The organism is Micromonospora sp. NPDC007220 (genome assembly GCF_040634035.1).
In the GTDB taxonomy this organism is placed as follows: domain Bacteria; phylum Actinomycetota; class Actinomycetes; order Mycobacteriales; family Micromonosporaceae; genus Micromonospora; species Micromonospora reichwaldensis.
This window is the reverse complement of sequence record NZ_JBEYEU010000032.1, coordinates 1-13,974: the sequence shown is the minus strand read 5'-3', so window position 1 is coordinate 13,974 and position 13,974 is coordinate 1. Positions and strand designations below refer to the sequence as shown.

At 75.0% G+C, this 13,974-nt stretch carries 14 protein-coding genes; 8 read left to right on the top strand and 6 right to left on the bottom strand.

Going from position 1 to position 13,974, the window contains the following annotated elements; translation table 11 throughout:
* Positions 1-4: 4 nt before the first annotated feature.
* The 4 genes from ABZ573_RS29550 to ABZ573_RS29535 are packed head-to-tail and all read right to left on the bottom strand — an operon-like array spanning position 5 to position 4,483.
* Complete coding sequence (locus ABZ573_RS29550; protein WP_151457251.1) at positions 5-652, bottom strand: SIS domain-containing protein; 648 nt, start codon at positions 650-652, stop codon at positions 5-7.
* Positions 649-1,863: a glycosyltransferase gene (locus tag ABZ573_RS29545; protein ID WP_358122287.1), complete on the bottom strand. Its 1,215-nt coding sequence runs from the start codon at positions 1,861-1,863 to the stop codon at positions 649-651. Before ABZ573_RS29545 ends, ABZ573_RS29550 begins: the two co-directional genes overlap by 4 nt.
* Positions 1,848-2,825 (bottom strand): glycosyltransferase, encoded by a 978-nt coding sequence (locus ABZ573_RS29540; protein WP_151457249.1) that lies wholly within the window; start codon positions 2,823-2,825, stop codon positions 1,848-1,850. The genes ABZ573_RS29545 and ABZ573_RS29540 overlap by 16 nt, the downstream gene beginning before the upstream one ends.
* Positions 2,822-4,483 carry an HAD-IIIA family hydrolase gene (locus tag ABZ573_RS29535; protein ID WP_358122284.1) on the bottom strand — a complete coding sequence of 554 codons (1,662 nt, stop codon included), beginning with the start codon at positions 4,481-4,483 and terminating at the stop codon, positions 2,822-2,824. The genes ABZ573_RS29540 and ABZ573_RS29535 overlap by 4 nt, the downstream gene beginning before the upstream one ends.
* A 276-nt stretch (positions 4,484-4,759) precedes the next feature.
* Here ABZ573_RS29535 and ABZ573_RS29530 point away from each other — a divergent pair, with 276 nt between their 5' ends.
* The 3 genes from ABZ573_RS29530 to ABZ573_RS29520 all read left to right on the top strand — a co-directional run bounded on the left by ABZ573_RS29530 (position 4,760) and on the right by ABZ573_RS29520 (position 7,083).
* On the top strand, positions 4,760-5,197 hold the full coding sequence (locus tag ABZ573_RS29530) for an SRPBCC family protein (protein ID WP_358122282.1): 438 nt from the start codon (positions 4,760-4,762) through the stop codon (positions 5,195-5,197).
* Positions 5,194-6,195, top strand: a complete 1,002-nt coding sequence (locus tag ABZ573_RS29525) for an SDR family oxidoreductase (RefSeq protein WP_151457680.1) — start codon at positions 5,194-5,196, stop codon at positions 6,193-6,195. Before ABZ573_RS29530 ends, ABZ573_RS29525 begins: the two co-directional genes overlap by 4 nt.
* A gap of 120 nt (positions 6,196-6,315) precedes the next feature.
* Positions 6,316-7,083 carry a polyprenol monophosphomannose synthase gene (locus ABZ573_RS29520; RefSeq protein WP_327027637.1) on the top strand — a complete coding sequence of 256 codons (768 nt, stop codon included), beginning with the start codon at positions 6,316-6,318 and terminating at the stop codon, positions 7,081-7,083.
* A 691-nt stretch (positions 7,084-7,774) separates the two neighbouring features.
* On the opposite strand, the gene ABZ573_RS29515 is transcribed toward ABZ573_RS29520, so the two are convergent.
* The gene (locus ABZ573_RS29515) at positions 7,775-9,379 is read right to left on the bottom strand and encodes an NAD(P)/FAD-dependent oxidoreductase (protein WP_358122279.1); all 1,605 of its coding nucleotides are present in this window, start codon (positions 9,377-9,379) and stop codon (positions 7,775-7,777) included.
* Positions 9,380-9,449: 70 nt separating this feature from the next.
* On the opposite strand from ABZ573_RS29515, the gene ABZ573_RS29510 reads away from it, so the two are divergent.
* Entirely contained in the window at positions 9,450-10,883 is a 1,434-nt protein-coding gene (locus ABZ573_RS29510; RefSeq protein WP_151455774.1) for an aldehyde dehydrogenase family protein, read from the top strand.
* A 61-nt stretch (positions 10,884-10,944) separates the two neighbouring features.
* On the opposite strand, the gene ABZ573_RS29505 is transcribed toward ABZ573_RS29510, so the two are convergent.
* Positions 10,945-11,346: a ChaB family protein gene (locus ABZ573_RS29505; RefSeq protein WP_091095813.1), complete on the bottom strand. Its 402-nt coding sequence runs from the start codon at positions 11,344-11,346 to the stop codon at positions 10,945-10,947.
* Between the two features lie 158 nt (positions 11,347-11,504).
* Between ABZ573_RS29505 and ABZ573_RS29500 the strand changes: the two genes are divergently transcribed.
* The 4 genes from ABZ573_RS29500 (at position 11,505) to ABZ573_RS29485 (ending at position 13,842) form a co-directional block, all read left to right on the top strand.
* Positions 11,505-12,485 (top strand): YihY/virulence factor BrkB family protein, encoded by a 981-nt coding sequence (locus ABZ573_RS29500; protein ID WP_151455773.1) that lies wholly within the window; start codon positions 11,505-11,507, stop codon positions 12,483-12,485.
* A 72-nt stretch (positions 12,486-12,557) separates the two neighbouring features.
* On the top strand, positions 12,558-12,974 hold the full coding sequence (locus ABZ573_RS29495; RefSeq protein ID WP_151455772.1) for a DUF2795 domain-containing protein: 417 nt from the start codon (positions 12,558-12,560) through the stop codon (positions 12,972-12,974).
* Between the two features lie 52 nt (positions 12,975-13,026).
* Positions 13,027-13,488, top strand: coding sequence for an SRPBCC family protein (locus tag ABZ573_RS29490; protein ID WP_327027630.1), 462 nt, complete (start codon positions 13,027-13,029; stop codon positions 13,486-13,488).
* Positions 13,489-13,581: 93 nt separating this feature from the next.
* Positions 13,582-13,842, top strand: coding sequence for a hypothetical protein (locus ABZ573_RS29485; RefSeq protein WP_151455770.1), 261 nt, complete (start codon positions 13,582-13,584; stop codon positions 13,840-13,842).
* Positions 13,843-13,974 lie beyond the last annotated feature (132 nt).

The following is a 13,974-nucleotide window of genomic DNA, read 5'->3' as shown; positions in this document are numbered from 1 at the left end:
CTCATCACGCCTGGACCTGCTGACCTGCACCGCCGTCGAGCACCACCTCAACCCCGGTCCGTACGGGCGCGGCGGGCGCCACCGGCAGCGCCCGCTCGACGTACTCGCAGAGGAGGTGGCTGGTCACGAGGTGGAGTTCCTGCACGACCTGGCTGTCGGCCGAGCCGACGGCGAGCACGTCGTGGCACAGCTCCGCCAGGGGGTTGGGGGCGGGGCCGGTCAGGGCCCAGCAGGTGAGTCCGCTGTCGCGGCCGGCCCGGGCGGCGGCCAGCAGGTTGGCGCTGGTACCGCTGGTCGACAGCAGCAGCAGGACGTCGCCGGCGCGGCCGTGGGCGCGTACCTGGCGGGCGAAGACCTCGTCGTAGCCGTAGTCGTTGCCGATGGCGGTCATCGCGGAGGTCTCCGCGTGCAACGCGATGGCGGACAGGGGCTGGCGGTCGTCGCGGAGCTTCCCGACGAGTTCGGCGGTGAGGTGCTGGGCCTCGGCGGCGCTGCCGCCGTTGCCGGCCACCAGCAGCCGGCCGCCGTCGACCAGCCGACGCGCGAGGGCCTCCCCCCACCGGGCCAGCAGCGTCTCGTGCCGCCGGAAGGGCACCAGCGCCGCCGCCAGGTTCGTCAGGTGCGCGTCCAGCGGCGTGGGTGCCGCCATCAGGCCACCACCCGGGCCGGCCGGTGGACCGCCACGTCGCCGTAGACCTCCACCAGCCGCTCCGCCGTGGCCGCCCAGGAGTACCGCCGCCGGGCCCGTTCCCGCGCCGCCGTCGCGTACGCGAAGCGGCGGATCCGGTCGTCGAGCAGCCCCTGGATCGCGGCGCCCAGCGCACGCGGGTCCCGGGCCGGCACCAGGTCGCCGGTGACGCCCTCGACCACGGTGTCCTTGATCCCGCCGACGGCGGTGCCCACCACGGGCACGCCGCACGCCATCGCCTCCAGCGGGGTGAGCCCGAACGGCTCGTACCAGGGGGCGGCCACCAGGACGTCCGCCGAGCGGTACCAGCGGCCCATCTCCTCGCGGGGCACCGCGCCGACCAGTCGCACCCGGTCGGCGACCCCGCAGCTGACCGCGAGGGCGCGCAGCCGGCGGGCGTACGGGTCGGTCTCCAGCAGGCCGGCGGGCGGGCCGCCGACGACCACGCACTCGGCCCCGGGCACGTACGCCATCGCCCGCACCACGGTCTGGAAGCCCTTGCGCTCGACCAGCCGGCCGACGGTCAGGATCCGCGGCCGGCCGTCCTCCCGCTCGGCGGTCGGCCCCAGCGGGGCGAACGTGCCCAGGTTGACCCCGGACGGCACGACCGTCATCCGGGACCGTGGCACGCCCATCCGGACCAGCTCGCCGACCTCGTCGCGGCACTGGGCGATGACCCGGTCGACGGCCCGGCCCAGCTCCCGCTCGTAGCCGATCCGGCGGGCCGGGCTGGTGTCCTGCACGCCCTGGTGGCGCCGCTTGACCACCCCCAGGGCGTGGTACGTCTGCACGACCGGAACGCCGGTCTGCCGGCTGGCGGCCAGCGCGGCGAGGCCGCTCATCCAGAAGTGCGCGTGGATCACCTCGGGCATCCAGTCGCCGCCCCGCCACCGGTCGACCAGCCAGCGGCTGAACTCCCGCATGTGCGGCAGCAGGGCGTCCTTGGCGACCGGCCCGGCCGGCCCCGCCGGGACGTGCACCACGTCGTAGCCGTCGGCGCTGCGTACGGTCACCGGCAGGTCCACGGCGTCGCGGCGGGTGTAGACCCGCACGTCGTGTCCGGCGGCCGCGAGGGCGGCGGAGAGCTCGGCGACATGCGTGTTCTGACCGCCGGCGTCCTCGCCGCCCAGGATGGCGAGCGGGCTGGCGTGCTCCGAGATCATCGCGATGCGCATACTTCCTCCTCCAGCAGCCGGTCCCAGTCGGCGAGGAAACGGTCGAGGCCGTAGCGGTCCCGGGCGGCGGCGCGGGCCCGCTCCCCCGCCCGGCGTGCCTCCGCCGGCTCGTCGACGAACCGGCGGGCGGCGTCGAGCAGGGTGTCGAGCCGGGTGGACAGCGCGCCCGCCCCCGGTGGCACCGCCATCGCCGCCTCCGTGGCGGCCAGCGCGACCACCGGCATCCCGATGGACATCGCCTCGATCAGGCTCAGCCCCAGGGAGGTCCAGCGGCACAGGTGCAGGTACGCCCGCCGCCGCCCCAGCTCGGCGTGCATCCGGTGCTGGGGCAGGTCGTCGTGGCTGGTGAGCCGGTCGGCGGGCAGGCCCAGGTGCTCGGCCAGCCCCGCCACCTTCATGCCGAAGACGTCCAGCGGGGCGATCTCGGCGAAGCGGGGCAGCAGGTCGGTGCCCGTGACCCGCCCCCGGCGTACCGGCTCGTTGATCACCACCGCGAGCCGGTCGAGCTCGCCCGTGTACTCCGCGGCGGGAGGGACGATGCCGTGGTCGACCACGGTGGTGCGGGTGGCCCCGGTGTCCCAGAACAGCTCGTTGAACCCGGTGACGTGGGCGACGAGCAGGTCGTCGCGGTCGGCCATGGGGTGCCGGCTGTTGGGCACGTCGCCGTCCTTGGGCGTGTTGTGCTCGACGTAGACGGCGGGTACGTCACGGCCGGGCCGCCGGCCGAGCCACCGCTCGGCGAGGTCGATCTCCTCGGGGCGTTGCAGGACGACCAGGTCGACGTCGGCGGTGCGCAACTGCTCGGGGGTCACCTCGACGGCCGTGTCGGGCCACGGGTAGGTGCGGGCGCGGCCGAGGCCGTAGGGGCCCCGGTCCGGGGTGACGGGCACCAGGTACCGGTGCTTGCCGTGCACGAACGACGTGGTCCAGGAGCCGTGCACGTGCCACAGGAGCAGGTTCATCCGCCGCTCCCGCCGATGGTGGCCAGCGTCGTCACGCCGGCGGACGAGCCGCCGGTGGGCGGCCCCGACCGGGCCGACGGGGTCACCCCGAGCAGCCGCAACGCGTCGACGACCTCCTCGGGGTCGACGCCGCTCAGGCAGGGGTGCCCGGGCACCGGGCAGCGCGCCGCCCGGGTGTCGCGGCAGGCGGCCTCCGCGTCGCCGAGGCGCACCGTGGGCACCCGCCACGGCCCCCACTGCCCGAACGGCACCGTGGGGGCGAACAGGCTGACCACCGGCACCCCGTGGGCGGCGGCGAGGTGGGCGGGGCCGGTGTTGCCGACCACGACCGCGCCGGCGCCGGCCACCGTCGCGGCCAGCCCGGCGAGGCCGGTCCGCCCGCCCAGGTCGACGGCGACGTCGCCGGCCACCCGCGCGGTCAGCTCCTGCTCGTCGGGGCCGCCGGTGACCACCACCCGGTGGCCGGCGGCCGTCAGGGCGCGGGCGATCCGCGCGGCCAGCTCCGGCGGGCAGCCCCGGGCCTGCGCCGCCGAGCCGGGGTGCAGCACCACGTAGCCGGGCGCGCCGACCTCCGGCGGCGGTGCCTGCGCCGGACGCAGGCGCAGGGCGGGTCCGTCGTGGTCGGCGAGGGCGAAGCCGGCGGCGGCGGCGAGGGAGAGCGCGCGTTCCGGTTCGGGTACGCCGGGCGGCACGCGGTGCCGTACGTCGAGCAGGCTGCCCGGGTAGTCGTCGCTGATGGCGCTCACGCGTCCGACCCCGGCCAGGCGCAGCAGCAGGGCCAGGGGCAGGGGCGACTGGTGGAAACTGGTGAAGACGACCGCCTCGTCGGCGTGCACGGCGGCGAGCCGGTCGGCGAGCTGACGCATGTCGGCGGGGTCGACGGGGTCGGGGGCGGGGTCGATCCAGGGCAGCCGGTGCTCGACGATCTCGTCGACGCCGGGCAGGAGTTCCGCCGCGGCGCGGCCCCGGGGCCCGCACAGCAACACCACCCGCTCGGCGTGGGCGGCGACGGCGCGGATGGCGGGCCCGGTCACCAGCACGTCCCCGGCCGAGTCGGCGCGTACCACCAGCACGGTCCCCGTCCGCCCCCTGCCGGCGCCCCGCGCGGTGTCGGTGTCGGTGTCGGCCTGCCGGTAGGTGGCCGGGTCGAGCGCCGCCTGGCGGCGCAGGATCTCCGCCACCGCCGCCGGGAGATCGGCGGCCACCTGCGGCGCGGCGGCCACCTCCTGCGGCCGGGTCACCGGCGTGGGCACCAGGATCCCCGACGCGCCCGCGGCCGACGCCGCGATCATGTCCCGGCCGATGTCCCCCACCAGCACGCACCGCGCCGGCACGGTGCCCAGCTCCCGCGCCGCGGCGTGCACCAGCCCCGGCGCCGGCTTGCGGCACCCGCATGCGTCGCCGTCGTCGTGCGGACACACCAGCCAGGCGTCGAACGGCCCCAGCAACCGCTCGACCCGGGCGTGCACCGCCTCCATCTGCGTCCCGGTGAACAAGCCACGGGCCAGGCCGGACTGGTTCGTCACCACCGCCAGCCGCAGGCCCGCCGCCCGCAACCGGTCCAGGGCGGCCCGCGCCCCCGGCACCGGCCGTACCTTCTCGGGGTCGCCGTTGTACGGCACGTCCTCGATCAGCGTTCCGTCGCGGTCCAGCAGCACCGCGTCGAACAGGACGGGCCCGGGCCCCGCCGCGCCAGCACCGGCAAAAACCCGGGCTGACCTGCGCTGATCCGGCTCCACCTGGTCCTGTCGCACAGCCGGCGGGTTCCCGGCGCCCCGGGGAGTAAACGTCGTCCCGGACGCGCCCCCCGCGTCGTACGCCGGCGGCGCCGACACGCCGGCTCGCAGGTGCCGTTACCCGTCGCCCGGGAGAAGCTAACCCATCGGCACCGTTAGCCCCGGCCAGACCGGGGGTATGGGAGCACAGTGGCGATTGTGGAGAAAGTGATCAAAGCTTCCCCGCAGCAGGTCTGGGCGGTGCTGGCGGACGGGTGGACGTACAGCGACTGGGTCGTGGGCACGGTGCACGTTCGCGACGTGGACGACGCCTGGCCCCGGGTGGGCAGCCAACTGCACCACAAGGCCGGGCCGTGGCCGTTCTCCCTGCACGACGTCTCCACGGTGCTGACCTGTGACCCGCCGCGCCGGTTGGTGATCCGCGCCGGCCTCTGGCCGGCCGGGGAGGCCATCGTGGTGTTCACCCTCGAAGCGGTCGGCGCGGACGCCACCCGGGTACGCATCGGCGAGGACTTCGCCGCCGGTCCGCTGCACTGGATACGCAACAAGATCAACGACCTGGTGTTGCACCAGCGCAACAAGGAGACCCTGACCCGGCTGGCCGACATCGCCATGCGGCAGAAGGCGGACGCATGACGCAGACCGTGGTGGTCACCGGGGCGAGCGCCGGCGTGGGACGGGCGGTCGCCCGCCGGTACGCCGAGCGCGGCGCCCGGCTCGCGCTGCTCGCCCGCGGCGAGGCCGGGCTGGCGGCCGCCGAGCGCGACTGCCGGGAGCTGGGCGCCTCGGAGGTGTGCACCTACCGGGTGGACGTGGCCGACGCCGGGGCGGTGCAGCAGGCCGCCGACGACGTGGTGCACCGGTTCGGCGGCATCGACGTGTGGGTGAACAACGCGATGGTCTCGGTCTTCGCCCCGGCGTGGGAGATCCCGGCCACCGAGTTCCGGCGGGTCACCGAGGTCAACTACCTCGGCACCGTGCACGGCACCCTCGCGGCGCTGCGGCACATGCGGGCACGCGGGCGGGGCGCGGTCGTGCAGGTCGGTTCCGCGCTGGCCTACCGCGGGATCCCGTTGCAGTCGGCGTACTGCGCGAGCAAGCACGCCGTCCAGGGCTTCAACGACTCGCTGCGGGCGGAACTGCTGCACGACTGCCCGGGCGTGAAGCTGTCGATGGTGCAACTGCCGGCGATCAACACCCCGCAGTTCTCCTGGGTACGCACCCGGCTGCCCCGGCACCCCCAGCCCGTACCGCCGATCTTCGCACCCGAGGTGGCCGCGAAGGCGATCGTCTGGGCGGCCGACCACGGGCCGCGCGAGCTGAATGTGGGCGGACCGACCTGGCGCGCCCGGCTCGGCGACGTCCTCGCCCCCGGCCTGCTCGACCGGAAGCTGGCACGCGACGGCTACGACAGCCAGCAGACCGACACCCCGATCGACCCGGTCGCCTGGCGGGACAACCTGGACCGTCCCGGGGACGACGAACGGGACCGGGGCGCGGAGGGCGTGTTCACCGACCGGGCCCGGGGCCGCTCGGCCGCGCTGTGGATCGGTACGCACAAGCCGGCCGTCTCCGGCGCCGCCCTGGCGGGCCTGGCGGTGGCCCTCACCGCGCTGGCCCGCCGCCTCCGCTGACACCCGGAACGGGCCCTCGTCGGGGCGGAAGACGGGGCGGTAGGGGTGGCCTTTTCGACCCGGATGTGGCAACTGGCTACGCTCTCAGGGAGCCCTGTCCGCCGACCGAGGATGTCCGACATGATCGAACCCGTGCAGTTGCCCGTGCCGTGGCGGGACGCACGCCTGACCGTCGTGGTTCCCACCTACAACGAGGCGGGCAACCTCCCGGTGCTGGTCGAGCGGCTGCTGGCCCTGCCGCTGCCGGGCCTGAAGATCCTGGTCGCCGACGACAACTCGCCGGACGGCACGGGTGAGGTGGCGGACAAGCTGGCCATCGAGCACCCCGACCGGGTCGAGGTCGTGCACCGGGCCGGCAAGGAGGGCCTCGGCCGGGCCTACGTGGACGGCATCGGGCGTGCCCTCGACGGCGGCGCGGAGTACGTGGCGCAGATGGACGCCGACCTGTCGCACCCGCCGGAGGCGCTGCCGGGCATGCTCGGCGCGCTGCTCTCCACCCAGGCCGGCGTGGTGATCGGCTCCCGGTACGTGCCGGGCGGCGAGCTGGACGAGAACTGGCCGTTCTACCGGCGGGCGCTCAGCGGCTGGGCCAACCTCTACGTGCACACGCTGCTGCGGGTCCGGATCCGCGACCTCACCGCCGGCTTCAAGATCTGGCGGGCGGACGCGCTGCGCGACATCGGCCTGGAGCGGGTGCAGTCCAACGGCTACAGCTTCCAGGTGGAGATGCACTACCTGGCCACGAAGCTGGGGCACACCATCCTGGAGGTCCCGATCCGCTTCGAGGAGCGGCGCGACGGCGCGTCCAAGATGACCACCGCGACCAAGGTCGAGAGCGCGCTGATGCCGTTCAAGCTGCGCAGCAAGCACCGCAACATCGAACGCTGACCCGACCCCGCCGTGCCACGCCGCCCCGCCCTGCCCTGGCCCCGGTCCCGGTCCGTTCCGCGGGCCAGGTCCGGGGCGGCAGGCGAGCGGCGGAGGGCGAGGGACGGGCGCAGCGAGGGCGAAGGCGAGCGACAGCAGCGACGAGCGGCAGACGGGCGGAGAGCGGAGGGGCGGAGAGCGGACGGCGACCTTGAGTCCCGGCCGCCCGCCGCACGGGACGTCCGATCAGCCCACACACCGCGACCACGGAGCGCAACCCTCACCTTCCGTGACCGTCGGCTCCGCCTTCGGATCGCCGCTCGCCGCCCTTTGCTCTGCAGCCACGGACGCACCACGTCGCTGAGCTGGGGCTGGCTCGCCGCCGGTGCAGCGGACTCGCCGCACGCCATCACTCAGAGCAACTGTTGCGTATATGGATGCAGAGCAAAGGGCGCGGCGAACGACCCACGCGGCCAGCGCTGCCCTCACTGTCCGTCAGCAATCTCGTCAGACAATCCGCCGGCGGGTCCGGCTTGGCGAAGAGTCGGCCTGGTCACCCAGGCCGTAGTGCACGGCGCCCCGGCCCCACCAGATGCCCCCGCGCGCACGGTGCCGGGCGCCCGGTGCCCGGAGCGCCCCGCGCGCGACGCAGGGGGCGCAGGGCGGGCGCAGGGCGCAGGGCGCGAGCTTGTCGTCTTCGCCGTGCTGGCGGTCAGCGGTAGACCGCGCGGTGCGCGGCGTCGATCCCGGCCGCGTACAGCGGGCCGGTGAGGGCGCGGTCGCGGGCCAGGGCGGCGCGGGCGGCGTTCGCGCCGGGCGCGCCGTGCACGCCGCCGCCCGGGTGCGCCGACGCGCTCGCCAGGAACAGCCGGTCCACCGGCGTGTCCGCGCGGCCCAGGCCGGGGATCGGGCGCAGGAACAGCTGCTGGTACGCGGCGGCGGTGCCGCCGCCGAGCGCGCCGCCGACCAGGCTCGGGTCGCCCGCCTCCAGGTCGGCCGGGCCGGCCACGTGCCGCCCCACGATCAGGCTGCGGAAGCCCGGCGCGGCCTCCTCCAGCACCTGCTCCATCCGCTCGACGTGCGCGGCGATCTCCTCGGCCCGCCACTTCTGACGGAACGGCAGGTGGGTGTACGACCAGAGCGACTCGGTGCCCGGCGGCGAGTGGCTCGGGTCGGCCACCGACATCTGTCCCAGCAGCAGGAACGGGTCGCGCGGGATCTCCTTGCGGGCCAGCGCGGCGGCGTAGCTGGTGAGGCCGTCCAGGTCTGCCCGCAGGTGCACGGTGCCGGCGGTGGCGACCGCCCGGTTGGTCCACGGCACGGGGGCCGACAGCGCCCAGTCCACCTTGAGCGTCGAGCCGTCCCAGCGGAAGTGCGCCAGGTCCTCCACCAGCCGGGGCGGCAGCGCCGCCGCGCCGACCAGGTCCAGGTATAGGGCGGGCGCGGGGACGTCGGCGAGCACCGCGCGGCGGGCCCGCCACAGGGCGCCGCCGGTGGTACGCACGCCCATCGCCCGGCCGCGGGCGGTCAGCACCCGGTCGACGTGTGCGCCGTAGAGGATCCGGCCGCCGCGTTCGGTCAGCCGGGCCACCAGCGCGTCGGTGATCTTCTGGGCGCCGCCGTCGGGCACCGGCCAGCCGACCTGCTGGCCCAGCATGGCGAGCAGCCAGCCGTACACGCCCGAACCGGCCTCCTCGGGTGACAGGTCGGTGTGCAGGGCGCAGCCGGCAAGCAGCACCGGGCCGCCCTCGCCCTCGAAGAGTTCGTCGCCGAGCTTGCGTACCGGCACCACCAGCCGCCGGGCCAGCCGCAGCGCCCCCGACACGCGCAGCCGGCGCAGCAGGCTCAGGCCCCCGCGCACCGGCGGGAACGGCCTGGTGATGCTCTCCAGCATCGGCTCGGCCACCTGGCGCCAGTCGTCGTACGCGTGCAGCCAGCGCTTGCCGTCGCCCGGCGCGAACGCCTCCAGCGAGGCCGCGGTGGCCTCCGGGTCGCGGTTGAGCACCGCCGCCCGCCCGTCGGGCAGTAGGTGGGCCAGCACGTCCGGGGAGTGCCGCCAGCGCAGACCGTAACGGTCGAGCCCCAGCCCGCGCAGCACCGGCGAGGCGTAGCCGAGGGGGTAGAAGGAGCTGTAGAGGTCGCTCAGGTAGCCGGGAGCCGTCACCTCGGCGGAACGCACCGCCCCGCCCGGGGTCTCCGTGGCCTCCAGCACCAGCACGTCCCAGCCGGCGTCGGCGAGCAGATTGGCGGCGACCAGGCCGTTGTGGCCTGCTCCCACGATGACGGCGTCCGCGCTCTCCGCGCCGGGCGAACTCATCCGATCCGCCTACCCGGCCAGCAACCGGGCGAAACGCGTTTGCCGCGCCGGGGCCGGGGCATGCACTGCCATGTACACGGTTGCGCAGCTCATAGGCGGAGTGTGGGGCGCGGGCGGCGAGGGTGGCGAGTTGGTCGTACACGATCCGGCCGACGGCTCCCCGGTCAGCTCGGCGCCGGTCGCGACGGCCGACGAGGTCGGCAAGGCGGTGGAGGCGACGCGCGGCGTCGCGGCGGAGTGGGCGGCGACCGCCCCCGCGGAACGGGCGGCGGCCCTGCACCGGGCGGCGGACGCCGTGGCGGCGGTGGCCGACGACCTGGCCCGGGCCACGACGGCCGAGATGGGCAAACCCCTGTCGGACGCCCGGGGCGGCGTGGAAGCGGGGATCGGCACGCTGCGACAGTACGCGGAACTCGCCCCCGTGCGCGGCGGGCGGACCCTGCACGGCGCCACCCACGCCCTCGACTTCATGACGCCGCAGCCGCGCGGGGTGGTCGCCGCGATCACCCCGTGGAACGACCCGGTGGCGGTCTCCTGCGGGCTGCTCGGCGCGGCCCTGGTCACCGGCAACGTGGTGCTGCACAAGCCGAGCGAGCGCGCCCCGGCGACCGGCTGGCTGCTGGCGAAGGCGCTCGACTCCGCGCTGCCGCCCGGGGTGCTGTCGCTGCTGACCGGGGGCCCGGAGGTCGGCGCGGCGCTGGCCGCCCAGGAGGTGGACGTCGTCGCCCACGTCGGCTCCACCGCCACGGGGCGGGCCATCGCGGCCGCGGCGGCACGGACCGGGGCGAAGGTACTGCTGGAGAACGGCGGCAGCGATCCGCTCGTCGTGGACGGCGACGTCGACCCGGTGTGGGCGGCCGGGCAGGCGGCGATCGGCGCGTTCGCCAACGCGGGGCAGATCTGCGTCGCGGTGGAGCGGATCTACGTGCACCGGGACGTCGCGGAGGACTTCGCGCTGGCGCTGGCGGAGCGGGCCACGAAGCTGCGGACGGGCCCGGGCGGGGACCCGCGTACCGAACTGGGGCCGCTGGTGGACCGGCGGCACCGCGACCACGTGCACGGGCAGGTCACCGCCGCGGTGGCCCAGGGCGCGCGGATCCGCACCGGCGGCACGCTGCCCGACGGGCCGGGGGCGTTCTACCCGGCGACCGTGCTCACCGACTGCCGGCACGACATGACGGTGGTACGCGAGGAGACGTTCGGGCCGGTCGCCCCGATCGTGGCCGTCGACTCGTTCTCCGAGGCGCTGCGGTGCGCCGCCGACTCCCCGTACGGGCTGGCCGCGACGGTGCTGACCGGATCGATGAGTCACGCCCAGCGCGCCTGGCGGGAACTGCCCGTCGGCACCGTGAAGGTCAACGCGGTGTTCGGCGGCGCGCCGGGCGGTGCCGCGCACCCGCGCCGGGGCAGCGGGCACGGTTTCGGCTACGGGCCGGAACTGCTGGACGAGTTCACCGCGACGAAGGCGGTGCACATCGAGGCGCCCGGTGGCGGCCACTGGTGAGACACGCGCGGGGGCTGTCCGCGGACGGACAGCCCCCGCGTTGCGTACCCGAAAGGTGGCCTCAGCGGCCGCGGGCCTTGGCGGTCTGGCGGTTGTTCGCCTTCTCGATGGCCTTGACCAGTTCGGGCTTCGTCATGCTCGAACGGCCGGGCACGTCGAGTTTGCGGGCCACCTTCATCAGGTGGTCCTTGGTGGCGTTGGCGTCCACCCCGCCGGCCGTGGGCGCCCGGCGCTCCGGTCCGCCGCCGGCCGCCTGGCGGTCGCTCGGCCCCTTGCGGCCCTTGGGCTCCCAGTGGTCGCCGACCTTCTCGAACTCGTGCTTGACGGCGGCGAAGGCGGTGCGGTGCGCCCGCTCCCCCTCGCCGTACGTCTCCACGGCCGAGTCGTGCGTCTTCTCCCAGGTGCGCTGCGCCTTCTTGGGGGAGCGTCGCAGCGTGCTGGGCAGTACCTCGCGCCCGGGCATCTCGTCCTCCTCCGCGTCGATGGGTTCCCCTGACCGTTCCCCCGCGTCAGGTCGGCAAACCGGAGGTCGGGTTTGTCGATTTCCGGCCAGGGGTACCGGCGGGCCAGGCGAAGCCGGATGCACCGGGTCATCCGGCGGCCGGGGCGCAGGGAGCGGGCATGACGACGACGGAACCCGGCGCGGTGCTCGCCGGGGAGCGGCGACCGCGGATCCCCCGCCGGGTACGGCAGCTGAGCTGGCGCACCTGGCGCGGAGTGCTGGTGCGCAGCGTGCGCAACTTCGTCAAGGACAACTGCGCGGACTGGGCCGCCGCCCTGACCTACTACGGGGTGCTCGCGCTCTTCCCGTCCACGATCGTGGTGGTCGCCCTGGTCGGGCTGGTGTCCAACGGCGAGCAGACTGTCGACACCGTGCTGGACCTGGCCCGGGACATGGGTGCCGGCTCGGTGGTGGCGAACGAGGGCTTCGTCGGCGTCGTGCGGGGCGTGGTCGACCAGAACGACTCGGCCAGCGCGCTGCTGAGCTTCGGTCTGCTCGGTGCCCTCTGGTCGGCCTCCGGCTTCATCGGGGCGTTCACCCGGGCCTCCAACGCCGTCTACGGGGTCGAGGAGGGGCGGCCGATCTGGAAGCTGCGGCCGGTGCAGATCGGCCTGGCGGCGATCTCGCTGGTGCTGTTGGCGATCGTCGCCACCGGGCTGATCGTCAGCGGGCCGGTCACCGACGCGGTGGGCGACCTGATCAACGCTGGCGGACTGGCGCGTACGGCGTGGAGCGTCGCCAAGTGGCCCGTGCTCGCGATGATCATGATGGTGCTGCTGAGCCTGCTGTTCTGGATCGCGCCGAACGTCCGGCAGCCGCGGTTCCGCTGGCTCACCCCGGGCGGCGCGGTGGCCCTGGTCGCCTGGGCCCTCGCCTCCTTCGGCTTCGGCCTCTACGTCGCCAACTTCGGCTCGTACGACGCCACCTACGGCAGCCTCGGTGCCGTGATCGCCTTCCTGGTCTGGCTCTACCTGTCCAACTCGGCGCTGATGCTCGGCGTGCAGATCAACGCGGAACTCCAGCGCGGCCGGGTGCTCCAGGCCGGCGAGCCGGACCCCGACGAGCCGGTCCTGCCCCCGAAGACGCCGGCCACCACGTGACCCGTACGGGTTTACCGGCCGCGACGCCGGAGCGCCCGTTTACCGCCGGTGCCACCGGGTAGCGCAGAAGGCATGGAACGTGGCAGCAGCAAGCACGGACCGAGGGTCGACGAGCAGATGAGCCGGGAGGTCAGCGGCCTCGTGCAGGGGCCGGGGACCGGCGGCTCGCGGGTCGACGAGTCCCGTGTGCCGGAGCCGGCGGGTGAGGACCAGCCGGAGCCGACCACGGCCCCGGCCGGCGACCTGCGTACGGGCGCGCCCAAGGGGATGAGCTCCGAGGACGTCGAGCGACGCAGCCGGCTCGGCCGGTTCATCACGATGGCCGCCCTGCCCGGTGACCGGGAGACGCTGATCGCCAACGCGCGGGACAACGAGGCGCCGGCGGACATCGTCGCCGAACTGGAGCGGCTGCCCGAGGGCACCCGCTACCAGACGATCTCCGAGGTGTGGGCGGCGCTCGGCCACAAGAACGAGACGACCCGTTGGTGACCGGATCCCCGCACGATCCGGCCCGTCACCGGCGGACGAAGGAGGATGCCTTATGAGTGGCGTTACCGAACACGTGGACGTCTCCGTCCCGGTCCGCACCGCGTACGACCAGTGGACCCAGTTCGAGGACTTCCCCCACTTCATGGAGGGGGTCCAGGAGGTCCGGCAGCTGACGGACACGATGACCCACTGGACGGTGGAGATCGCCGGGGTGAAGCGGGAGTTCGACGCCGAGATCACCGAGCAGCTCCCGGACGAGCGGGTCGCGTGGCGCTCCACGGGCGGCACCCAGCAGGCCGGCGTGGTGACCTTCCACCGGCTGGACCAGGACAACACCCGGGTCACGCTCCAGCTCGAGTTCGAACCGCACGGCGTGGTCGAGCAGGCCGGCGACAAGCTCGGCGTCGTCGACCGGCGCGCGAAGGGCGACCTGGAGCGGTTCAAGCAGTTCATCGAGCGACGCGGTCAGGAGACCGGCGCCTGGCGCGGCAAGGTCGACCGCCCGCAGCCCTGATTCCCCGCCCCCGGGTGTGAACCTCCGATGGCCGCCGGCTCCCCCGGCGGCCATCGTCGTTTGCGGGGACCCGGCCGGGGTACCGCGATTGACATGACGGACGACGACAAGGTGTGGCGGGACGAGGAACGGACTTCGCTCCAGGAACTGGACCGGGCCGTCGCGCGGTCGACCCTGGACGGCCAGGCCGACGACGTGACGGGGAACGACGCCGGCGAGGAGGCGGCCTTCGGGCACGGCCCGGAGGCGGCGGACCGCGGCGGGCAGGCCGCCGGTGCGGGCCGCGAGCCGACCGACCCGGACCGCGCGTACCGGCCCTCGACGACCGGCCGGACCGGACCGGACACGATGTGAACCGCACGGCGCGGCGGGCGGGCCCACCCCGGGTCCGCCCGCCGCGCCCCACGAAGCGAAAGGTCCGCGCCCGCCCCCGCCACGGGGGCGGGCCGCGCGACGCGCCGGGCCCCGCCCCTCAGCGGGGGGGCG

Bases quoted from the DNA above. Each gene is read 5' to 3' on its own strand.
- ABZ573_RS29540 (WP_151457249.1), bottom strand. From the start codon at position 2,825: ATGAACCTGCTCCTGTGGCACGTGCACGGCTCCTGGACCACGTCGTTC.
- ABZ573_RS29485 (WP_151455770.1), top strand. From the start codon at position 13,582: ATGACGGACGACGACAAGGTGTGGCGGGACGAGGAACGGACTTCGCTC.
- ABZ573_RS29520 (WP_327027637.1), top strand. From the start codon at position 6,316: ATGATCGAACCCGTGCAGTTGCCCGTGCCGTGGCGGGACGCACGCCTG.
- ABZ573_RS29510 (WP_151455774.1), top strand. From the start codon at position 9,450: ATGTACACGGTTGCGCAGCTCATAGGCGGAGTGTGGGGCGCGGGCGGC.
- ABZ573_RS29500 (WP_151455773.1), top strand. From the start codon at position 11,505: ATGACGACGACGGAACCCGGCGCGGTGCTCGCCGGGGAGCGGCGACCG.
- ABZ573_RS29525 (WP_151457680.1), top strand. From the start codon at position 5,194: ATGACGCAGACCGTGGTGGTCACCGGGGCGAGCGCCGGCGTGGGACGG.
- ABZ573_RS29545 (WP_358122287.1), bottom strand. From the start codon at position 1,863: ATGCGCATCGCGATGATCTCGGAGCACGCCAGCCCGCTCGCCATCCTG.
- ABZ573_RS29495 (WP_151455772.1), top strand. From the start codon at position 12,558: ATGGAACGTGGCAGCAGCAAGCACGGACCGAGGGTCGACGAGCAGATG.
- ABZ573_RS29505 (WP_091095813.1), bottom strand. From the start codon at position 11,346: ATGCCCGGGCGCGAGGTACTGCCCAGCACGCTGCGACGCTCCCCCAAG.
- ABZ573_RS29515 (WP_358122279.1), bottom strand. From the start codon at position 9,379: ATGAGTTCGCCCGGCGCGGAGAGCGCGGACGCCGTCATCGTGGGAGCA.
- ABZ573_RS29490 (WP_327027630.1), top strand. From the start codon at position 13,027: ATGAGTGGCGTTACCGAACACGTGGACGTCTCCGTCCCGGTCCGCACC.